The sequence below is a fragment of the Rectinema subterraneum genome, from assembly GCA_009768935.1.
In the GTDB taxonomy this organism is placed as follows: Bacteria; Spirochaetota; Spirochaetia; order Treponematales; family Rectinemataceae; genus Rectinema; species Rectinema subterraneum.
The window spans coordinates 1-22,656 of sequence record WESA01000044.1 but is presented as its reverse complement, the minus strand read 5'-3'; the positions used below and the strand labels follow the sequence as shown (position 1 = coordinate 22,656).

Annotated in this window: 17 protein-coding genes; 13 read left to right on the top strand and 4 right to left on the bottom strand. The window is 50.8% G+C overall.

From position 1 onward, the window contains the following. Positions 1-460, top strand: a 460-nt coding sequence (locus GAP13_RS10380; protein ID WP_222126202.1) for a hypothetical protein, incomplete at its 5' end; no start/stop codon positions are given. A 70-nt stretch (positions 461-530) separates the two neighbouring features. Here the strand turns inward: GAP13_RS10380 and GAP13_RS10375 are convergent. The 4 genes from GAP13_RS10375 to GAP13_RS10360 are packed head-to-tail and all read right to left on the bottom strand — an operon-like array spanning position 531 to position 9,747. Beyond that, positions 531-1,649 (bottom strand): aminopeptidase, encoded by a 1,119-nt coding sequence (locus GAP13_RS10375; RefSeq protein WP_158908247.1) that lies wholly within the window; start codon positions 1,647-1,649, stop codon positions 531-533. A 54-nt stretch (positions 1,650-1,703) separates the two neighbouring features. Next, the gene (locus GAP13_RS10370; protein ID WP_158908246.1) at positions 1,704-4,946 is read right to left on the bottom strand and encodes a hypothetical protein; all 3,243 of its coding nucleotides are present in this window, start codon (positions 4,944-4,946) and stop codon (positions 1,704-1,706) included. Continuing rightward, positions 4,943-7,981 carry a glycosyltransferase gene (locus GAP13_RS10365; protein ID WP_158908245.1) on the bottom strand — a complete coding sequence of 1,013 codons (3,039 nt, stop codon included), beginning with the start codon at positions 7,979-7,981 and terminating at the stop codon, positions 4,943-4,945. Before GAP13_RS10365 ends, GAP13_RS10370 begins: the two co-directional genes overlap by 4 nt. Continuing rightward, positions 7,978-9,747 carry an oxygen-binding di-iron domain-containing protein gene (locus GAP13_RS10360; protein ID WP_158908244.1) on the bottom strand — a complete coding sequence of 590 codons (1,770 nt, stop codon included), beginning with the start codon at positions 9,745-9,747 and terminating at the stop codon, positions 7,978-7,980. The genes GAP13_RS10365 and GAP13_RS10360 overlap by 4 nt, the downstream gene beginning before the upstream one ends. A 155-nt stretch (positions 9,748-9,902) precedes the next feature. Here GAP13_RS10360 and GAP13_RS10355 point away from each other — a divergent pair, with 155 nt between their 5' ends. The 12 genes from GAP13_RS10355 to GAP13_RS10300 form a co-directional block, all read left to right on the top strand. Next, complete coding sequence (locus tag GAP13_RS10355) at positions 9,903-11,597, top strand: carbon starvation CstA family protein (RefSeq protein WP_158908243.1); 1,695 nt, start codon at positions 9,903-9,905, stop codon at positions 11,595-11,597. 134 nt (positions 11,598-11,731) lie between these two features. Further along, positions 11,732-12,019, top strand: a complete 288-nt coding sequence (locus tag GAP13_RS10350; protein WP_222126201.1) for a DUF7990 family protein — start codon at positions 11,732-11,734, stop codon at positions 12,017-12,019. A gap of 8 nt (positions 12,020-12,027) precedes the next feature. Beyond that, positions 12,028-12,972, top strand: a complete 945-nt coding sequence (locus GAP13_RS10345) for an ArsA family ATPase (RefSeq protein ID WP_158908242.1) — start codon at positions 12,028-12,030, stop codon at positions 12,970-12,972. After that, entirely contained in the window at positions 12,969-13,598 is a 630-nt protein-coding gene (locus tag GAP13_RS10340; protein WP_158908241.1) for a hypothetical protein, read from the top strand. The genes GAP13_RS10345 and GAP13_RS10340 overlap by 4 nt, the downstream gene beginning before the upstream one ends. A gap of 36 nt (positions 13,599-13,634) precedes the next feature. Further along, complete coding sequence (locus GAP13_RS10335) at positions 13,635-13,946, top strand: hypothetical protein (protein WP_222126200.1); 312 nt, start codon at positions 13,635-13,637, stop codon at positions 13,944-13,946. 16 nt (positions 13,947-13,962) lie between these two features. Next, positions 13,963-14,466, top strand: coding sequence for a chemotaxis protein CheW (locus tag GAP13_RS10330; protein ID WP_158908239.1), 504 nt, complete (start codon positions 13,963-13,965; stop codon positions 14,464-14,466). Beyond that, positions 14,463-15,974 (top strand): CheR family methyltransferase, encoded by a 1,512-nt coding sequence (locus GAP13_RS10325; RefSeq protein ID WP_158908238.1) that lies wholly within the window; start codon positions 14,463-14,465, stop codon positions 15,972-15,974. Before GAP13_RS10330 ends, GAP13_RS10325 begins: the two co-directional genes overlap by 4 nt. Before the next feature lie 12 nt (positions 15,975-15,986). After that, the gene (locus tag GAP13_RS10320) at positions 15,987-16,601 is read left to right on the top strand and encodes a chemotaxis protein CheW (protein WP_158908237.1); all 615 of its coding nucleotides are present in this window, start codon (positions 15,987-15,989) and stop codon (positions 16,599-16,601) included. A gap of 22 nt (positions 16,602-16,623) precedes the next feature. Next, on the top strand, positions 16,624-18,249 hold the full coding sequence (locus GAP13_RS10315) for a methyl-accepting chemotaxis protein (RefSeq protein WP_158908236.1): 1,626 nt from the start codon (positions 16,624-16,626) through the stop codon (positions 18,247-18,249). Between the two features lie 32 nt (positions 18,250-18,281). Beyond that, the gene (locus GAP13_RS10310) at positions 18,282-20,474 is read left to right on the top strand and encodes a hybrid sensor histidine kinase/response regulator (RefSeq protein ID WP_158908235.1); all 2,193 of its coding nucleotides are present in this window, start codon (positions 18,282-18,284) and stop codon (positions 20,472-20,474) included. A 29-nt stretch (positions 20,475-20,503) separates the two neighbouring features. After that, positions 20,504-21,625, top strand: coding sequence for a chemotaxis-specific protein-glutamate methyltransferase CheB (gene cheB / locus GAP13_RS10305; RefSeq protein ID WP_158908234.1), 1,122 nt, complete (start codon positions 20,504-20,506; stop codon positions 21,623-21,625). After that, positions 21,622-22,656, top strand: a 1,035-nt coding sequence (locus tag GAP13_RS10300; protein ID WP_158908233.1) for a response regulator, incomplete at its 3' end; no start/stop codon positions are given. The genes cheB and GAP13_RS10300, both read left to right, overlap by 4 nt.

Here is a 22,656-nt window from a genome sequence, read left to right as displayed (position 1 = left end):
ACATCCTTCGCTCCTTTCAGGGAGCAAGGATACTCACTTTCTTAAGCCCTGGCGGACGGGGAGAAATTTGCGGTTACGGACGATCCACAATCCACTCTTTTCTTCGAACTACACCGATCGCGAGCTCAGAAAGGACCTGGCGAACCACCATCGTGAGAGTGTCTGCTTCAACCGCAATGTCGCAAACGGCATGCTGCGCCTCTGGGCCTACCTTATGTGGCACAACTACTTAAAGCCCTACCGTATCCACTGGCCGAAAGGCCGAAGACCCGCTACCCATGCCGAGGCGAGCGGCATCGATGCAACTGCGCTCGAGAACGTATATAGAAGCTTCTTCGAAGAACGGGCGTTTCTGACACGAAGCCCTTTGAGCCCGACGATGGCGAGAAGCTGGAAGAAGGAATGGCGGACACCGGGGAAGGAGAAGGCGGAGTATCTTCCCAAGCTGGCGCTCGGTTGAACAGCGTGTGCTTGATTGCCGAGGTGCGTTCTTCTCAGTGCCCTCGTTTACACAAGGTTGAGAGCACTAATCAGGTTCTCAGCGCTTCGGGGTTGAGCGCCACAAGCTCTGGCTGCACAAACAAACCATCTTTTCTCACCAGCACGCCGTCGATCCAGACTTCCCCGCCGCCCGAGGCTGCATCCTGCATGAGGACGATGTCCCAGTGCAGCGCCGAGCGATTGCCATTGAAGCAGTCGTCGTACGAGTTGCCCGGGGTGATATGCAGCGAGCCGGCGATTTTTTCGTCGAAAAGCGTTTCCAGCATCGGCTTTGTAATGTACGGGTTCACCCCAAATGAGAATTCTCCGAGATACCGTGCGCCTTCGTCGATATCGAGAATTTTGTTGATGCGCTCGCTGTCATTCGCTTCAGCGCGCACAATCTTGCCGTTTTTGAACTCGAATACAATGTTTTCGAACTTGAAGCCATCTTTCTCGCTCGGGGTATTATAGCTCAGCACGCCGTTCACGGAGTCGCGGATGGGCGCAGTATAGACTTCGCCATCGGGGATATTCATTGTCCCGTCGCACTTGATAGCCGGCATGCCTTTAATCGAAAATTCAAGGTCTGTGCCGGGGCCTTTTACGCGCACACGGTCGCTTCGCTCAAGAAGCGCAACAAGCGGATCCATTGCCTTTGACATCTTTGCATAATCCATCGTGCACACATCGAAATAGAATTGTTCGAACGCATCTTCGCTCATGCCTGCATTCTGGGCCATTGCGGCGCTTGGGTAGCGCAGAACCACCCAACGCGTGTTGCTGATACGCCGCTCAATGTGGACTTTTTTCCATATGTGGCGATTGTAGAGCTCGATTTTGTCCTGGGGCAAATCCTGCCAGGCAAATGAATTCTGCATGTTCGTAAAGCCGATGTATACGTCCATCTTGTCCATGCGCGCACGTTCGAATTCAGCCTGCAGGGCAAACTGCTCTTCCGGAGCATTCATAAAGAGCGTGCGCTCGAGCCGTTTATCCCTATAGGAAACAAACGCGAGTCCGCCTGCCGCGTGTACTTCTTCGATGAGGAGCCTGACGAAATCCGGTTCCGGATTCACGTTTTCGATCAATACCTTGTCGCCAGGCTGCACTTTTGTCGAATAATTGACAAGAAGATGCGCCAATTTCTTGAGTCTCTGGTCCTGCATGAATAATCCTTTCCGGCAGTAATTGCCGATGCTATAATGAATTCCAGCGCAGCTCTATTTCGAATGCGCGCCCACAAAATCCGCGCGAACTGGCTTGTCTTTTTCGGATGCTACTTTCCAAGCGTCCTGGACAATAGAATAGCTTTTCTTGGGCCGCTCGCGGTAGGGGGGCGTCTCTTCCCAGCCATTCCAGATGTATGGCGATGTGACATTTGCATTCAGCCTGCCGATGACTGATCCCGAATGTTTGTCCAGCACAAGCCCATCGAATACAAATCCATCTGTTATGGACGCTTTCAACGTATCGATGCCTGGGTCGCCCAAATTCGTCCGCGTATCATTCAACACTCGCAGCGAAGACGGATCCGTGACATTGAGCCTGCCCCACGGAATGCGCACGTTGATTGTATTGCCTTCAACATTCCACAGATTGCCGGATTCATCGAAGGGCCCCTGCCTCATGAGCGATATATCAAATCGCTTTTCCGGAATTTCCCTGCCGTCCTTTGTCACTACTTTACCATTGACCAGCATATTCATATTTTCGAATACGCCATCCTGTCGAAGGCTCGTCGCATACCGCGCCGAAGCGATATTGTAGGACGGGTTGACCAAAATTCGAGCCTCTTCGTTACGGATATCGAGCAAAAATTCCATACCCGATGCAGTGCGTCCCAAGCTCCTCGGCCAACTCATCTGGCCCAGCGTACGATTATAGGTGTCGATGCCCAGTAGTACTTCGCAATCTTGTGGTTTTTTGCCGCTTGCCAAATGTATCGTAAGGTAGAGATACGAAGCATCGTGCGCGACTTCGAGGCTGGAAAGGGCATTGCTGCCGGAAATGGTCTGCTCAGGCTTTTCCGGAGGAATGCTTTCATTCGCAATGAGCCCGTAATTCTGTTCCGGATCGACGACATCGTGCCAGAAAATACGCCTGTCGAACGGAATTTTGAACGGTTCGGTTATCCATGTCTTTTTAGCCCACTCATCCATGAATTCAAAAATAATCGCGCCAGCATAGCCTTCTTTCTGGATCGCCGCCTGCATGCGCAAAATATCTCTGCCCGCGGTGGTCTCATCGATGCCGCCATGGTTGAGCCCATCAGGCGAAAGGTGCGCGACCCCTGCGCCGTTTGCAATGCCAAATTCCGCCACAATCGCCGGATAGCGCGAATGTGTCTTTATGAATTCCTGCAGATACCCGCCATAGCGCAATACGCCATATTCATCTTTATAATTATTGTATGCAGGCTCATTTACAATGAAGTCCGGATAATTCGGATAGATATGATAGGCACCGAACAGCCCCGCAGTCATTTTGTCAGTAATGTCCAAGTGCTCAACAGCAATGCTGGCGCGGTCATTCCAGCGGTTTTTCTTGCCAGTGTTTGGATCCCATTCGGTGTCATGCTCGATCGGATCGAGCGTAGGCCAGCTTACAATGCCGACCGGATGCAGCTGGCCATAGCGTTCGGCTTCGGTCGCTGCAACCGCATCGAGCGATTCGGCAAGCCAAACTTCAGTGGGCGAGGCCTTCGCTCCTGCTGAAACATAGGTACCTTTGTAGGTCGCCCCTTTATGGTTCGCGTCGGTTTGAAGGACTTCAGCGCTTTCAAGTTCCCTGCCGACCAGCCAGCCAATCAGCCATGGGGAGACATCTGTTGTATAAATTCCCCATGCCCGCCCCTTCCGCTCCGGGATATTCGCGCGGCCATAGATTGCATCGATGCCATAATCGATTTCTTTCAGGAATGCTTCCTGATAGGCAGGCTGAAGGTAGTCGTTCCCGGGCGGGTGTTCCTCAGGCCAAATTTCCTGCAGCAGCAAAAGCGGAGCATCGGGATGCGCTTCGTTATATATTCTGAAGGCCCGATAGAATTCTGGAGGCAGGAGCGTGTACACGCGTATCGTATTCGCGCCGAGAGCGCCAATATAATTGAACCAGCGAACATATGTATCTGTATCATATGGAAATTCTGTAAAATATTTCCCCGGTTCTGCCAGCCCCATATTCACACCGCGCAGGAAAAGCGTCTCCCATTCATGATTCTTTGTCCTCAGCTGGATGCCATCTTTTACAGCCCTCACATTCACGCGCAGCGCAGTCGGACCAGCAAGCGCCGCTTCCGACCGGACTTCCGCGCGATGCTTCTCCGCGCTAGCGAGAATGTAATGCATGAGCGGCGCATACACTTTCCAGAAAAAGTAGCTGTTGTTGTCCACGGTATCGTCTGCGAGTATGCGCTTGATAGCGCGGATTCCTTCCATGCGGTAGGGGGTGCCGGAAAACTGCAGATCGGCAAAATCGCCTGCAAAATACCAGCTTGTATACTGACTGTTCTCGAACTTGAGCACTGCTGGAAATTTCTGGGGCAAGCCAAGCGCTTCAAGCTTTTTCTTGCCTGCAGCCGTCAGATCAAGGCTGTAGTGCGCAACTTGCTCCACAAGCGGATCAGCAGCAACCCATTCAAACCAGTAGCGATAGGAAACCGGCTTTTTGATGCCGAGCTTCTGTCCCAAGAGCCCATCAAACTGTACCTTCATGCCTTTTGGCCCCAAATCTTCAGCCTCGGTGAGCACTTCCACATTTCCGTTTTCATCGAGCAGGACAATACCCCGCCCAGAGTAGTTCCACTTCTCTTTTTTAGCTGTTTCCCAGTTAGCGACTACCCAATCGGGCACACCACCACCCTGTGCGAGGCTTTCGTAGTAGTTGCCAATCCAGCCTCGCCAGGCAAGCCCGATAAGGCGCTCGAACAATGCGCGGTCCCTGGAATTCGTCGGCGACGCTGCGGTATTGAATTCTGCAATGATTGTATTCCCGCCCCCGAGTGAAGCCTGAATAACGCGATAATCTTCGCTATTAAGACCCCCATATATCAGAGAGGGCAGCGCTGCAGTCATCTTGCTCTGCATGTAATCATCGCGGTAAACACCATAGGTATCGGCAATATAGATCAAGTCGGGCTTCTTGCCCGTCTGCGGAAGTTTCAGTGAACGCCACTCGTTTTTGCCAGTCGGATAGAATCCATAGTAATCCGAGCGCTTGTCGTACAGCACGCGAGTGGCCGGTTTTGCGATTTTTTCATTATTCAAAAGCCAAAAAAGACCTGCATGCTCGCGGAAATCAGAGTATGGAACTGTCTTGTCGACAACCCAGATGTCGAGCTGGCGATACGGCTTTGCAATCCAGAGCACAAATGGCATTGCGATAAGCGCCGTGAATAGTGCAAAAACCAGAATACCTATGATCCACAGGAGGCTCGTCTTGAAATATTCTTTTGTCTTCACTTTCATGCTGCCTTGCCTCCGGCTTGTCCGCTCCCTGCAAATCCCTTGCGGGCAAACTTGTCCCACCCTTGCGGTTTGCGCATAGCATTCAGGAACCCCAGCACCCGCCAGAACGAAAACAGCTGCCGCGGCCCAAAATTCTCCAGAATTGCGGTTTTGAGCAGTTTCAGTGTATCACGATAACTGAAGTACACATTGAGATGTTCCGCAATCCGCACCGACGAAATCGAAATAAATATCCCCATCAATATGGAAGCGAAGAACAATAGCAATGCCAGCCGTACGCTCAGCATGCCGAATATGGCTGCAATTGCGACCATGAGATACCCCTGTATCTCAAAAAGAGGGCCAATCATTTCGAAAATCAGATAATATGGCATGGCGACCAGGCCCATCACGCCATACGATGGGTTGAAAATCAGTTTCCGGTGAAAATTCATGATATCGATAAGGCCGCGCTGCCACCTGTTCCGCTGTTTTTTTAAACTCGACATTTCTTCAGGCACTTCGGTCCAGCAGTTCGCGTTGAATGCATAACTGATGCGGTACTTGAGCTTCTTCTCGCGCATGAGCCGGCTGATCCTCACCACCAGCTCCATATCCTCACCGACGGTATCTTTCTGATACTGACCACTGCTGGTAAGGTAGCCGCCTGCCGCAACCACGCGCTCCTTCCGGAACAGCCCGAATGCGCCAGAAATAATAAGCAACGAATTCAGATAATCCCAACCAAGACGCCCGCACATGAACGCGCGCAAATATTCCACCATCTGCAGGCGGGCAAGCCAGTTTCTCGGCACGCCGATCTTTTCGATTTTCCCCTTGTCCACTTTGCAGCCGTTGATAGGAAAGACATTGCCGCCGAGCGCAGGCGTTTCGACCCCATAATCCAGCGTCAGCGAAGCAATTTTCAAAAGCGCATCCGACTCAAGCAGAGAATCAGCATCGATGCCGCAGAAATATTCCTTGGAGGCCACATTGATGCCTGCGTTCAAGGTATCAGCCTTGCCGCCGTTTTCCTTGTCTACCACGATAAGGCGTGGGATAGCTGGATTGGTGTAAATGCCTCGGATGGGGTAATGCTTGAGCCGCTCCTGATAGCTGAAGTCGGTTTTTTTCAGATCGAAATGCTCGATCAGCGTCCGCAATGTGTTGTCTTTGGAGCCGTCATTGACGACCACAAGCTCATAATCAGGATACTTGAGATTCAGAAGGGAATTCGCGCTCTCGATAATGGTCATTTCCTCGTTGTAGGCAGGGGCGATTATCGACACCGACGGAAGCATCCGCGGCTTGAACAGCATGGTCATACCCTTGAGTTCCCACAGACGCGAAGCCCGCCGTATATTGAGTTTTGAAAGGAAAAGCAAGCCAAGATAAATCGCGTTTACCGCCATTGCATAATACGCAAAATTGATATTAAAATTGAGAACAAAATACTTGAGGTGCTGGACAAAAGGCATCGCTCCGAGTCTGTCATAGTATTTAAGGACGTACAGCAGAGGGAAAAATACGACAGCAAAGCTCAACATGACATAGAGTCGCCTGACCATTTTTCTGTCGAGCTTTTCCTCGCGCTTTTTTGCGAGAGGAGAAATCCGGCTAATACCCAACTCCTGGAGCAGATGATCGGGCAGAAAAAGGCCGCATTCCCTTGCAAGCACTTCACTGTCGGACAATCGCGAGCGGATGATGTCGACAAGCTTCGCTTCAAGTTCCTTATTCCTGTTGCGCTTCAAAAATTCAATAAGCTCGGAAACCCTTCCCATGGTAATGAGTTCGTTCACAACACCTGCAGCAAAATCGTGCTCGTAGCCAAGCAGTTTTGTCAGCACATATTCGATTCTGCTGGACAGCACTTCGGCAAGCCGATTGTGCAATACTCCATCCGAGTTGCGGAATGCCTCAATCATTTGAGGCATATATTGCGGATGACTGTTCAATAGCAAACGCAAACCTGCTCGCGCTGCCTGGGCTGTTTCATCGCGCTCGAGATAGAACAGCAATGTGCGGACATTCCGCTCGCGCGCGGAATGGCCAAGCGATCGGACGGCAATAGACTGGATGTCCTTGTCGACATGCTCGAGATAGTATTCGCAATCGAGCTCATCAGGATAGAATCGTTCGAGCGTTTCAGCTGCGCGCACCATGAGCCGGTGATAGCTGACAGCAGGCGACAGGCTTGTAACAAGGGTACGATATCTCCAACAGTGAAAATTATTCGCTACCTTTCCTCTGTAAGGACACTGCCGATGGTCCTTGCCAGCTTCAATCTGGCCATGAACGCAGTAGTAGCAGCATTTTGAGGGCAAATTTGCCGTTTGCTTTTCAATTTTGCCAATTTCTCCGAACCCCCGATGCAGAATATCAGCAAGATACTCCTTGAGCTCCACGCAGGGGATTACGCCGGCAAGATCCACAAGCAATTCGCGAATTTCTATGTCAGCGCTCCAGTAATAACCTCGCATGAAATCTTTCAACGCATCCCCATAGGAAGCAATGAGCATATTTACTTTGTTTCTGTACCAATAGTGAGCGCCCTTGAGGCTTTGAATCAGCGCATGTAGCGATCGGGCATCCTTGATATCGGAAAGTGCATTGGCCAGATAGAGCCTGGTCGGGAAATGCTTTTCTCTCAGCAGTGCCTTTTCAATGGCCTTTCGGGCATTATCCGTTCCGAAGCTCGCGAGAAGCCGTGCGGCATTCATTCTCATGAATCGATTATGACTCGCAAGGCGCCGCATCTGAGTGCGCTCGAAATAGCTCACTGTTTCTGCGTTGAAAAGACGCTGTTTCTGCTGAGCAGAAATATTCACATTCTGAGTGAGATAGAGGATATGATCGAGGAGCATACGCATCATGTGCTTGCTTTGTTCGTATACTGGCGCAAAGATCTGAGGCAGTTGACGAAGCTGCGATTTGAGCGTTTCTTGCTTGATAGCCAATCTTGCTTTGTTCAGCAGCGTGCGCAGCACTACAAATACAGTAAGCCACAAAAAAAGAACTGCTGCCCCAAGAAGATATTCGGAAGGAATGGTCATGCCCTGCTCCCTGCTTCTGTCAGATTCAGCACAATTCCGAGCAGCTCTTCCAGTATAATCGGCTTTTGCAGATAAAAAACGATTCCCAGCCGGTACGCACGCCGTATGGTCGATTCAGTCTTGAGATGAGAAATGAGGATGACAGGAATATCTTTCGTAGCTGATTTCGAGAGCATCGACTCCTTCAGGAGATAGGCATCGATCTTGGGGACCATGAGCTCGGTAATGACAACATCGACAATTTCTTTTCCTAAAATACTGAGTGCTTCCTGACCGTCTGAAGCAGAAAGCACCGAAAATCCTTCATTTGAGAGGAAGGTTCGCAGCACATCGACATTCACCTCATCATCGTCGACAATCAGGATGCGGGCTTTCGATTCGGATTCATTCTCTTCTGCAGATGCAAAGTATACCATGTTGCCGCCTCGGCGCCGCGCAAGCCTGAGGCGGCGAATGCCCAAATCCGTAAGGTCGGCCCCGAGCCTTTCGAGGTCTGGCTGAAGGTTTGCTGCTTCAGAAAGCGTCGCGACACCTGCCGAGACTGTCACCGGTTCCACAAATGCCTTCGAATTTTCGACTTGATACCGTATTTTATCGAAAAGCGCCACTGCATCATCAAACAGCACGGCAGGCATCCATACTGCTATTGTCGCACCATGCAGGCGAAACGCCATTGATGTCTGCGGAAGATTTTCGGTAATTATGGCTGCAACACCGTGCAAAAGCGCTTCTACTTCCCGAGAGCCGTACTTGTATTCGATCTGGGCAATATTCTCATCAATTCCGAAAACCCCGAGGACATTGTCCTGCGGCCCCATGTCGGAAATCCGGACCGCCACTTCTTCTTCGATAAATGATTTATAGAAAAATTCCGAATAGAGCCCCGTCACCGGATCGCGGAGCGCTCTATCTCTTGAAACCGATATGCTATGATTCAACTCTTCATTCACTTTGCGCAATTTCTCAAGCTCGGCTTTCAGATGTGCTACTTCTTCCTGAGAGCCGTTTTCCTTCACAATCTGCTGTTGAAGAGCCTGGGTTTCTTTTGATCGTGCAAGCTCGCCACACTCAAGATCGGCGAGCTGATTCAAAATACCTCGGATATTTTTGCGCCAAATCGGCCCATATGCTGGCAAAATGCGCCCGATATCCCACGAAGCCAGAGAATGCACGACCGGAGCAAGAAAATCTTTCGACGGCATGGTTGCGCGGTGAAAGTTTTTCAATTGTTCGAGATAATCAGCTCCTTCTCCATACAGCGAAAATTCTGATGAATACGAAGAGAAAAGCGCTCCGGAAAGAAGTGTTCTTGTCGCCCGATCGTAGGTAGCAAATGCTCCCGGTTGGTAGAGGTAGGGAGTCGGCAGGAATTGGAGAGTCCGGCCCGAGGCGAGGCGCAGCACCCAAGAATGTTCATCTATTATATATGGTTCTGAAGATAGCCCATAAAAACGCAAACTATTCCATGTACGCCAATGCGTAACCACATCGAACCGCAAGCCCTCTTTCTCGAGCAAGGACAGCGCCGACGATGAACTGGGATCCTGCTCGTGCACAATCACAGTGCGTATAGGATCCTTCGGCGCGACCGATTCGATATTTCGCACCAGTTCCGCCAGATCAATCGCAGATCCCGGCCCGAACAGCACTGCTTCATCGCCATCAATCAATAAATAAATATTCGATTGGAGCGATCCCACCAGCTGCGACGATCCAATCCGAAAATAGCCACCACCTAGATCAACAGGTCCGTGTACATTTTTCATGCGTTACCCTGTATATATTTTCGGTTGATTCTCAAATGAACTCAATCACAACTCATAAACTCTAATAAAACAGCAAGAATTATGAAAAAAACATTTGACGGTATTCTAATTCTATAGCTAAAATATGCTATCCATTCTTTTTGCAGGAGGGCTGCATGTCAACGCTCATTGCTTTACTTGCCCTTGTCATTTACTTCGGATTCTATTTCCTCTATGGAAGAACAATCCGCGACAAGGTGCTCAAGAGCCAGGAGGCGCCGCAGGCGCCATCCAAGAGGCTGTCGGATGGTGTCGACTATGTGCCGACATCGAAATATGTCTTGTTCGGTCACCACTTCGCGTCGATTGCTGGCGCTGGTCCTATCACGGGCCCGGCAATGGCAGTTGCCTGGGGCTGGCTGCCAGGACTATTGTGGATCTGGCTTGGCAACATCTTTATCGGCTCGATCCACGACTATCTGTCGCTGACCGCATCGGTGCGTTATGATGGCCGCTCGATGCAGTTTGTCGCGCAGGACCTGATCGGGAAGAAGGCTGGCAAGGCGTTCAGCTGGTTCATCCTCTTCCTCTGCATTCTGGTCGTTGCGGCGTTCGGCGATATCGTCGCGGGACAGTTCGCGGCGGACGGCCGCGTGTTCTCGGCTTTCTTCTTCTTCTGCGTCGCGGCAATCATCACCGGCTACTTCATGTACCACACGAAGCTCGGGATTGGCGGCGGGTCGATCATCGGTATCGTCCTGATCATCCTTGCGTTCTGGCTTGGTGAAATCCTTCCGATCAATGCGAGCAAGGATACGTGGTTCATCGTGATTTTTGTCTACATTGTCATTGCATCGGCGCTGCCGGTCAACTTCCTGTTGCAGCCACGCGACTATTTGAACTCGTTCCTGCTGTATTTTGGCCTTCTGGTCGGTGGCCTGGCAGCAATCATTGCGGTGAAAGGCTTCGATTCGCTCCCTGCCACCACAAGCTTTAGTGCAGTAGTCATCGGCGGAAAGCCAACGCCCTTCTGGCCTGCAGTCCCGCTGGTCATTGCATGCGGCGCACTCTCCGGCTTCCACGCGCTTGTCGCATCGGGCACAAGCTCCAAGCAGCTGCGCGATGAAAAAGATGCGCTCTTCGTCGGATACGGCGCAATGCTCACCGAAGGCTTCCTGTCGACCATCGTCGTGATCTCGATTGCCGCATTCGGCATTGCCGCAATGGGCGAAGGCAATGTTCTCAAGACCGCCGCGCTGAACCGCTTTGTCCTGTCATACGGCACCATGGTAAGCACCGCGCTCCCCTTCCTTACCCCGAGCTTCATGAAGCTCTTTGCGGCTGTCTGGGTGTCGAGCTTCGCACTCACCACGCTTGATACGACAAACCGCCTCGGCCGCTATCTGGTACAGGAAATGGTCTTGCCGATCAAAGAGAAGAGCCCCGGCGTATACAATACATTCAACAACAAATGGGTCGCTTCTCTCATCATCGCATTCTTCGGTGTCGGGCTTGCGTGGACAGGCAACTACACCGTGCTCTGGCCGGCATTCTCCGGTGCGAACCAGCTTATCGCCTCCATTGTCATGCTGACGGTCGCGGTATGGGTCAAGAAGAAACTCAATCCAGCATATACCCTCGTCGTACTTATCCCGGCGATTTTCTTGTGGGTCACCGTTACTGCCGGTATTATCTGGTATGAAATAGTGATCGTTCCATCGTTCTTTGCAACAGTGGCCAATGCCGCCGCTCAGGCAAAGAATTACACCACGGGCGTGGTTGTCGGCGCGATCAACATTTTCATGCTGGTGCTGAATTTCATCATGATTGTGGCATTCTTCAGGAACTGGAACACCAAGCAGGCCAGCTGACAATGTTCAATGCTGCTATCATAGAGCAGTAAAAATGACAGGTTCGGGCCGCTCAGTATGCTGGGCGGCCCTTTTTATTGCCAGCTGTCTACGCGGCGCTTTCTAATATGCAAAATTCATGATAAAATAAAAGCATGACTGAAAAGATGAAACTTTTGCATCTCGTTCGCAGAGGAGCAAAAACATTTATCCAGGTGCAGCGGGAGAAAGCCACCGGCATGCTCGATTTCGAGCTCAAAGAGCTTGAGAACATTTTCGCACTGTTGCTGCTTGGAGGTTTTGCCGGCATTCCTTCGCCGCCTGCGCCAATCGCAATCGAATTATTGCCCTATCTCGAGCGGGAAATTGTTGTTCTGCTCGCCAGAAGCGACCTTTCGACCGATCCTATCGGCGCCCTCATGGGCATGCTCGAAATAGACTAGGAGCCATCATGAGCCCACATATCTCCCATAAGACAGCATTTTTTCTCGGCAAAGGCGGCGTCGGCAAGACAACGCTCTCAGCCTCCTTTGCGCTTGCGCTCGCACGCGCTGGCTACAAAGTGCTTGCCGCATCGCTCGACCCTGCCCATAACCTCGGCGATGCCCTTGGACTCAAGCTGAAAAGCGAGCCTCAGCATGTTGAACCCAACCTCGATGCACTGGAGATAGACCTCGACGCCTGGGTGAATACCTATCTCGAAGAAAGCCGCTCCCAGCTCAAGTCGACCTATTCCTACAATGTTACCCTCAACCTTGATTCCTTCTTCAAAATTCTGAAATATTCGCCCGGCACCGAAGAATACGCGATGCTCTGGGCTATCGAGGATATCCATTGCAACCTGGCGCCCCTGTACGACGTGGTGGTTCTGGATACACCCCCAACCGCTCTCTCCTTGCGCTTCCTTTCGCTTCCTACAATTTCGGGCCTCTGGGTCAAGGAGCTTGCGAAGTTGCGTGAGACCATTCTTTCCAAGCGAAACACTATAGTCCGGCTCAACCCGGGCTCGCCCGTCAAGGAAAGCTGCCTCGACAAAGACGATGACAAAGTGTACGGAAAATTGAGTTCGATCCGGCAGCGGCTTGACGCCCTCGAGCACCTTTTCCAAAAAGAGAGCTTTCTCAATGTCATTGTCAATCCGGACGATCTTTCGGTGTCCGAAGCTCTGCGCATAAAAGACGAACTCGATCGCCTCGAAATACCAATATCGACCATTTGCCTGAACAAACGGGGTATGGTAAACGGGCAATGGCACATTCATGAGTCCCTCGCATCGATCCCTCTTTTCAGTTTCGATTTTGAATCGAATGGCATCCGGACAAGGGACCAGCTAACGGAGCTCGGCATTCAGCCCCTCATCGATATATTCCTCAAGAAAGGGAGCCTATCAGCATGAATCCATTCCTGTTTACCGGCATTCTGATACTCGGCGTTGGAGCTACCGTCAATTACTTCCTTGGTGTCAAGAAAAATCGCTGGCTTGGCAAACGCTTATCCGTACAGTCCGAAGAAGTCCTTGCACCCACCGAAACCAATTATGTGAACATCGGCGGAGCTATTGGCTACAATTTCCGCTACCAGCTGAAAGGCTTGTGGAACGAGGCAAAGGGCACCTTTACATTTGTTCCGCGGCATTCGCTGCTGTATATGCCAGTATCATTCCTGATTCGCGGCGGCGATCATTATTACCTCAATATCTATACCGATAAGCGTCTGCCAGGCGAAGGGCATATCATTCTTGCTTCGCACTTGCGCAAGGCGAAAATCGACGGCCTCGAGGCTATGTCGCGCAAGGACATTGAGCTGGGCGGGCGGAAATTTGTCCTTCTGTGGAGAGAGAGCCGTATTCTCGACAAGCTTGAAAAAACCGCGCTCGGCTTTCCGGAGCCGCAAACCCTCGTGCACTTCTGCTGTTTTGCCGACAACAAGACGCTTTTTTTGCATCTTTCGCCCAAAAATGGCGTTATTCAAAACAACCTGAGCTATTTTTTAAAGAATGCACAGGTTTTCCTTGAAAAATAGCTCCATTTATTCCAGACTATAGATATAGAGCGGCTAATGGATACTGCATTCCTCAGCGCCGCGATGGAGGCATTCATGGACCCTGAAATGCGCAAGAAAATCGATGAGACATTTGCGAAGGTGCGCGAGCCGCAATCCGATGCGCCGATAGTCGATCTCGGCCTCGTCGAAAAAGTAACATACAGCGAAAAAGAAAAAACACTGCTCGTCAGGCTCGCAATTGGCACGCCCCGGTGGCAGTGCCCGGCCTGCTCGGCTATCAATGGTGTCGTCAAGGAAGGCATCGTGCGGCGCGCGAAGGAAGCATTCGAAGCCGCTTTCCCAGAGCTGAAGATTCTCGTCGAGTAAGGTTAGGGGGCTTCCTATGCCAGATTCCGGCACGATCACGCCGAATATTTCAAAGCAGGATTTGCCCGCAAATGCGGCGCTCAATGTGTGTATTTTCCGAGTTGGTCAGCGACTGTATTGCCTGCCTGCCGCTTCGGTAGAATATGTCTACCCTTATTGCGAAATTACACCCGTGCCGCATGAAGCGGAAAGCATTGAAGGCGTCATCAATCTGCGCGGCTCGATCATCCCCGTTATCGACATGGGCATGAAATGCGAGCAGCGCCCGCTGGAGCGCGATCCTGCGCACAAGCTTCTCGTTGCGCGCGTGGGATCCCATCGCATTGCCCTCCATGTCGAAGATGTGATGGATGTCATCGATGTGGAGCCGAGCGGCTGGGAAGAGACTGATGCGATATTGCCAGGAATCCAGGTGCTCACTGGCATTATCAAATACCAGGATGGGCTTGCGCTTTTATATGACCCGGAGCACTTTTTCGACACTGAACTCGCTGAACGTGAACACGCACAGAAAAAATGAACAAAGAACAAAGGACTTTGCATGCAGCATTCGACGAGCATGCATTGAAAACATTGCTTGAACAAAACCGCAATCAAATACAAAGGTCGCTCGAGGCAAATTTCGGACTCAAGCCCGGCGCTGTACACTATTACTCGCTCAAAAAAGCTGCCCATGGGCTTCAGGAAGCAGAAAAAAAGCCGCTTCCGGAAATAATCCGGCTTCTCTGTGAAATCCCAATGCGCGAAGACGTTGTTCGCATAATTGTGCCGCATATTACCGTATACGAAACATACTTTTTCAGACACCCCGAGCATTTTGCATGGCTGCGCGACTCTTTCCTCCCCGGACTCGAAATTCGAAAACGCGCAAAAGGAACGCTCAATATTACCTGCTGGTCAGCCGGCTGCAGCACCGGTGAAGAAGCCTATTCCCTCGCAATGACGCTTTTCGATTATTTCAAGGGGCAGCAGGGCTGGGAACTGAAGGTGGTCGCGACCGATATCAACCATGAGTCGCTGGACATTGCACGCCATGGATGCTATGGAGAGTGGTCGTTCAGAGATCTGCCCCGAGAAACAAAAGAGCGCTTTTTCTATGAATGCAATGATGCGCTCGAGCTGGTTCCTGGTTTGCCGCGGTTAAAGCGCTATCATATCGATACCCGCATTCAGCAAATGGTTACTTTTGCTGAATTGAACCTGAGCGCGCCACAATGGGATGTGTCTGAATTGTCCGCCCGCACATTCGATCTCATTGTATGCCGGAATGTTCTTATTTACCTGCATCAGGACGCCGCAAAGGCACTCATTTCGCGCTTTGCGGAGTATCTCGAGCCGAATGGAGCCCTCATTGTGGGTCCCAGCGAGCCATGGTTTCTCAATGACTCTCCATTTGTTGCCCAGCAAATCCGGAATGGTACCATTTTTATCAAAAAAGAGAATTCCGCGCAATCTGAGCAGCACACTAAGCAGCTCCCCGCACAGCGTTTAGAAAATCCCAATAGCATCAAAACGGTTGCAGAGAGCCTGACCCCTCAAAAAACTGCGCCTGCAGAGAGTCTATCCCCTCCCCAGCCCACCCTAAAAACTACATTCCCTGTTACCATGCACGAAGCGCCTCTTCGCGCCAAGGAAGAGCGAGAAGAAGTGATTGCCAACGCCCGCCATCTGGCTGATTCCGGCGAGGCCGCCCGCGCAATCGAGCTCTTGTCGGAACTTATCCAGAAAGAAACTACCGATCCGGAACTGTATTATCTCCGCGGCCTGGCCTATATTCATACCCGGGATCTTTCTTCCGCCGAATCAGACCTGAAAAAATCGCTTTTTCTCGAGCCTGATAATGTCGTTGCTTATATTGCGCTTGCTTCGATTGCAAAAGAGCGCGGAAATGAAAGCGAAATGAAAAAACACTACTCAAATGCCCTGCATTTTCTGTCGAAAATAGAAGAGACAGCTGTTGTGCCCGGCTCCAATGGAATACCAGCAAAGGCAATGCGTGATATGATTTCATCGCTTATGGCGAGATGAGGTGGCTTTTTGATGCAGAATGTAAGCAAGAATTCTCTGCTTGCAGCAAATAATTCTTATCCTAGTGCAAGCCCTGTGCCAGAAAGCCCGGAACATTCTGCACATACAACGCGTACTGCCGAGGATATCCTGCTGGCCCGTGCAAAAGAACTCGCCAAAGGCCAACGCCACACGACAAAGAAAACCGACATTCGATGTATTGAATTTGCGCTTTCCGGCATGAGCTTTGCATTCGAGATGCACAGTATCCGGGAAATAATGCGGAACAGCATGCCAATCACGCCGCTGCCGTTCTTGCCCAAATCCTTTCTCGGGCTTATCAATGTGCGCGGTGAAGTGGTACCCGTCATCGATCTTGCTCACTATCTTGGCTTGTCGCGGCCTAAAGAGGCAAAAGAAGTTCTCAAGTCGCTCATTATTCTTCAAAAAAATGAAGTAGCCGTTGCCTTCCCGTGCGAACGGATTGTTCGTATCCGCGAGTTTTCGAAAAATGAATTGCAGCCAACGATTGCAGCGCAGAGCCAGGTAATCGCAAGCCTTGCAAAAGGATGCGGGCGTGGAGGCATTACCGTTCTCGATGCCGACGCATTCATGTTGCAGCTGCAAAAAAGCCTGAATCCTGAATGAACAGCACAATGGAGGAACAGATATGCTCAAGAACATGAAAATGCGTGCAAAACTGATTCTTGGCTTCGGTCTTGTCATTATAGTAATGATAAGCCTCGCATGGTATTCTTTTACGGAGCAGGCTGCAATAAATCGCCATCTAGATGATATCATCAATACGCATTTTGCCACGTTGACACTGGTTGACGAAATCAATATCGCGAGAGTCCAGCTTTCACAAAATGTAAGCGATTTTGTCGCTGCCAGTACTGCGTCTGAAATCGAAAAACTCTATCAGTCAGTGCAAAATGATATACAGACAATACAGACAAACATCACAAAACTCCAGACAATCAACACAGAAACGGAAACTCTCAAGCCCCTGGCTGATCTCAATGCTTCGTTTGCTCGATGGCTCATCATCTATAATGAGGAAGTCGGACTAAAAAACGCCAAAAAGCAGAAAGAGCTCGTCCAATCCTTTAATACTAAAGGCAAAGAAGCATTCGCGCTTGTAGCGGAAAAAGTTGCAAACATTGCCGAATCCACAAAAAAACGGGCGGCTGATGCCTACCAAAATGCTCTCGCGATGCAAAAATCAGCTACTACTATCACAATCATTCTAAATATTTTAGGCATAGCTTTTGCTGTCCTGTTTGCCTTCGTAATCGGGGAAAACATTGTCCGGCCGATAAAGCAGCTTGTTGCAAATCTCGAAGAGGTGGCCAATGGAAATTTGCAGAAGCATGGTATCGATGACAAGCGCAAAGACGAAATCGGCATGCTGATAAAGGCTTTCGAATCCTTCCTCGACCGCTTCAGGGAGCAGATTTCGGAAATGAATAAAATGGTATTGCACCTGGCCGCTTCCGCAAACGAAATGTCCGCAACCAGCGCCCAGCTTGGTTCTTCTGCAAGCGAAACAGCAGCCTCGGTTATGGAAACAGCTACCACTACCGAAGAAATCCGTCAGGTTGCACAAACGACAAAAGACCTTGCTGGTACTGTCACCGCCTCCTCGGACCAAAGCTATGCTCTCAGCAAAGAAAGCATGACTGCCATTCTGCAAATGGGCGAAAATGTCCAGAAAATCAAAAACCAGATGGACAACATATCCCAGAGCCTATTGAATTTGAGCGAGCAGAGCCAGATGATCGCAGAGATCACCGCTGCTGTCGACGAAATTGCCGAACAGTCCAACCTGCTGGCTGTCAATGCAGCCATCGAAGCGGCGAAGGCCGGCGAACAGGGTAAAGGTTTTGCCGTTGTTGCCCAGGAGGTCAAATCGCTTGCCGATCAGTCAAAACAGTCTACTCGCCAGGTACGCAAAATTCTCGCAGACATCCAGAAAGCAACATCCGGCGCCCTAATGGCAGTCGAACAGGGCAACAAAGAAATGCAGCAAGGCGCAGAAAAAATGAACCAGGTCGATGCAGCAATGCGCGCTATTGCTGATTCCCTTTCGAAGAGTGTTCAGCTCGTTCAGCAGATTGCCTATGCCGTCGAGCAGCAATTTACAGGCATTGATCAAATCAATTCAGCGATGAACAATGTAAAGACAGCAAGCGCACAAAATGCAGATGCAGCCCGGAACCTTGAGCAGGTCGCTGCATCCATCAGTGATTCGGGCAACAAGCTCAAGTCATTTATCGAGGTATACAAACTGTAGCACATAAACAGCAGTTTGCCCGGAGAAACGGCATGTTGAATCAAGAAGAGTTCCTGAAACAGCTCCGCGAAGCCTTTGCCATTGAATCGAAGGAGCATATCCAGACTATTGCTTCTGCGCTTCTGGCGCTCGAGCAGACACATGGAGAACCGGATCAGGAACTCATCGAAACCACGTACCGCGCGGCGCATAGCCTCAAAGGAGCTGCCCGCGCGGTAGATTTGAAAGATATTGAGTACATTTGCCATTCGATGGAAAGCGTATTCCAGGCTCTAAAGCGCGATGAGATACGTCCTGAATCCCAGCTGATCGACACGCTGCATGAAGCATTGCATCTGATTGAGCTCGAACTTTCGAATTCTGCTGTCCCTGCCACTGAAATTGGCGCAATCTGCGAAAGGCTCGACCAACAGGCCAAAAAAGGAAACGCAATCCTCAGCACCTCGCTGGCACCGCCCTCCCCGACGCAGGCATCGGTTGCACCACCATCGCCAGTACCGCCATCAGCCTCTACCTACAAACCCGAAACCAGACCAGCCATTCCTTCTACGATCCGCGTTCAGGCAGAACGCCTTGACACGCTCCTGAGAGAATCCGAGAACCTCATCGCCATCAAACAGCTGCATGCACAGATACAAGCACAACTCAAAAGCGTGCTTTCTTTGCTGAGCGAAGCCTCTTCAGGCAATCAGGCTCGCAAGGACTCGATCCACGCGCTGAGTGCGATTTCGAACCGGCTTGCATCAGAATCAGTCCATATTTCAACAATAATCGATACCCTCATCGAGGAAGCGCAATCGGTGCTCATGCTGCCCTGTTCAGTCTTGTTCGATTCCTTCCCTCTCGCAGCATACGATATTGCAAAAAGCCTGGGAAAAGAGGTCAGCCTCGATATTTCCGGCCAGACCATAGAGCTCGAAAAACGCATTCTCGAGAAGCTCAAAGATCCCCTCATGCATATTCTTCGCAATGCGATCGATCATGGAATCGAGCCTCCTGGTGAGCGCGAAGCGCATGGAAAGCCGCGGCGGGGACATATTTCGATCAGCGTTTCCCATCTCGATGCCCGCCACATAGAAATCATCATTTCGGACGACGGGCAAGGCATCGATCCGGAAAGCATACGGAGCACCGCTGTCGCCAGGCGCATGTTTTCGGAGTCTGAGGCTCAAAAAAAGACTGCCGGGGAGCTGTATGGCCTTCTGTTCGAGTCAGGCTTTTCCACAAGCCAGATTATCACCGACCTTTCTGGCCGCGGGCTTGGCCTTGCTATTGTAAAAAATGCCATGGACGAGCTCGAGGGTTCCGTGCGCATCAAATCAGAGCCTGGAAGGGGAACATCATTCCATCTGGTCATTCCTTATACCAAGGCCTCATTCAAAGGGAATTTCGTCCGGGTCAGCGAGCAGACCTTTGTCATACCTTCTTCCGCGCTCGAGCAGGGACTGCGCATTTCCCAAGACGCCATCACAGCCGCTGGAAGCGCCAATGTAATCGAATATCAGGATGAAACCATAGGTATTGTGCATTTGGGGGACATCCTTGGCATATCGCGCCCCATGGAGACCGAAACTCCTGATCATGTGATAGCAGTTGTTTGCAGATCCCGGGAGAAGGCTTGCGCATTCATCGTCGACGAGATAATGGGTGAGCAGGATGTCCTGATAAAACCTTTGGGAAGCCTTCTTCAAAAAGTGCGGGGGATATACGGGGCGACCACAGGCGCAAACGATGAGGTCATTCCGATTCTCAACATGAAGGAAATTCTTGAATTGGCCTTTTCGTCACTTTTTGGCCCACCAGGGCGTGTTCAGCCGGAAAAAGCAAGTGTTGCTTCAGCCAGTACAGAAAAAACAAATGCGCCAAAGCGCATCCTTGTCGTTGAAGATTCAATCACCTCGCGAACGCTTATTACTTCGATTCTTTCAGCCGCAGGCTTTCAGGTACAAGCAGCGACCGATGGTATTGAGGGGTACACGCTCCTTAAATCCGAGCCATTCGACCTCGTTGTGAGCGATATCGAAATGCCGCGCCTCGATGGCTTCGGATTGACCGAACGCATCCGCAACGATGCGACGCTTGCCAATATCCCGGTTATCCTTGTGACAGCGCTCGAATCGAAAGAGCACAAAGAAAAAGGCATTGCGGTCGGCGCAAACGCTTACATTACCAAGAGCAATTTTGCGCAGAGCAATCTGCTCGAGACGGTGCGCCGATTTATATAATTGTATAGAATATCAGCGCGGAGAACTGGATGATAAAAGTCCTGATCGTCGATGATTCGATCGTATCGCGCCAGCTTCTGAAGTACATATTTTATTTGAGCGGAGATATCGACGTTGTTGCTGAAGCAAAAGACGGAGCAGAAGCGATCAGGATCATCGACGACAGGAAAGCCCCACGACCTGACATCATTACCATGGATATCGAAATGCCGGGCATCGACGGCTATGAAACAACAAAGCACATTCTTGAGCGTCATCCTGTGCCGATCGTCATCATTTCGAATGCAATGCAGTACTACTCAGCAGAAAAAGCATTCCGCGCAATGCAGGCAGGAGCAATTGCTGCAGTCGGTAAGCCGCCCGGGCTCGGATCGCCGGATTTCTATCAGAAAGCCAGGGAACTTATCGATCTGATAAAAAGAATCTCAGGCATCAAAGTAAGACCGCGCCTTTCAACCGCTGAGCTTGAAGGGCATCAGAAAGACTCTGTCCACAAATCGCAGGTTGTAGAGCAGAAACCTCTGTCCCGCGACCAATTGCAGACATGGGCACAACAAAACTCTCCCGGTATTGTTGCGATTGGAGCCTCGACCGGCGGGCCCCCTGCAATCCAGGCAATTCTCGCCAGGCTCCCTGCGGATTTTCCCTTGCCGATTGTGATTGTCCAGCACATTGCCTCCGGTCTTGCAAAGAATTTCGCCGAATGGCTGGACAAAACCTGCCCCCTGCACTGCAAGCTCTCGGAAGAAAGTGAACGGATGAGGCCAAATACTGTCTATATTGCGCCAAACGATATCCACCTGAAAGTAGCATATCCTGATACCCTGCAATTCCAGATGCCAGATGCCAATGAGCTTATCGTCCCCGCTGCGGAAGTGCTGTTTCATTCAGTTGCAGAAGTCTATGGATCACGTGCAATCGGAATTCTCCTCACCGGCATGGGCCGGGATGGTTCCAGAGGGCTACTCGAACTCAAGAAGGCTGGCGCTCTTACGATAGCCCAGGATAGAGAAAGCTCGGTTGTGTACGGTATGCCGGGTGAAGCGGAAAAACTGGGGGCTGCATGCTGCTATTTGCCGCCTGAATCGATAGCAAAAATACTTCTGGAAATATATAATGCAGCACGTAAGGAAAAGGAGCAGACAAGATGAGCAGTATACGAATCTTGTTGGTAGAAGACAGTATCACTCAAGCGATGCGCCTCAGGTATGTGCTCGAGGCTGAAGGCTTCGATGTCGATGTCGCCGCAAATGGCGCAGATGCGCTCACCTTTCTCGAAAACAATGCTCCTGACCTCATTATCAGCGATGTCATGATGCCCAAAATGAATGGCTACGAGCTCTGCCGAAAAATCCGCGAAAATCCGCGCTACAAAGAAACGCCGATCATGCTGGTCACCACGCTGTCAGATCCGACTGACGTTATCCGCGCGCTCGAAGCAGGAGCAGATAACTTCACCACAAAGCCATATAACGAACAGGCACTCATTTCGCGCATACGCTACATACTCGCCAACGCCGAAATCCGCAAGCAGCGGGGCTCGGAGATTGGTATCGAAGTGTTTTTTTCGGGGAAAAAATACTTCATCAATTCCACGCGCATCCAGATGATCGATTTTCTGCTTTCGACATATGAGAGCGCCATCCAGAAAAACCAAGAGCTGTTCATTTCCAACAACAAGCTCAAGGAAGCGCTCGACAACATAATCACCCTGCAGCGCAACTATCGCCAGCTGCTCGAAACCAGCCAGGACGCCATTCTTGTCTATGACAAAGACAAAATGATCCGATATGCCAATCCTGCCGCCCACGCGCTTTTTTCAAAGGAGCAGAAAGGGCTCATCGGTGCCCGCCTCCCTATTGAGGAAGACATCTCGACCCAGAAAGAAATCGAAATCAAGGATCCGTATGGCAATACCATTTTCCTTGACGCCCGTTCCGTATCAACCGATTGGGATAATGAAACAATGACCCTGTCAGTTTTGCGCGATATCACCGAATCCACACAGCTGCGCAAGGAGCTCGAGCAGATAAGCCTGACAGACGACCTCACCGGCTTGTATAACAGACGAGGCTTCAAGATCCTTTCCGAGCGCATGATCAAGCTGGCGCGCCGCTTGCAAGCAAACATGTTTATCCTCTTCGGCGACATGGATGGGCTCAAGACGATCAACGACACCCTT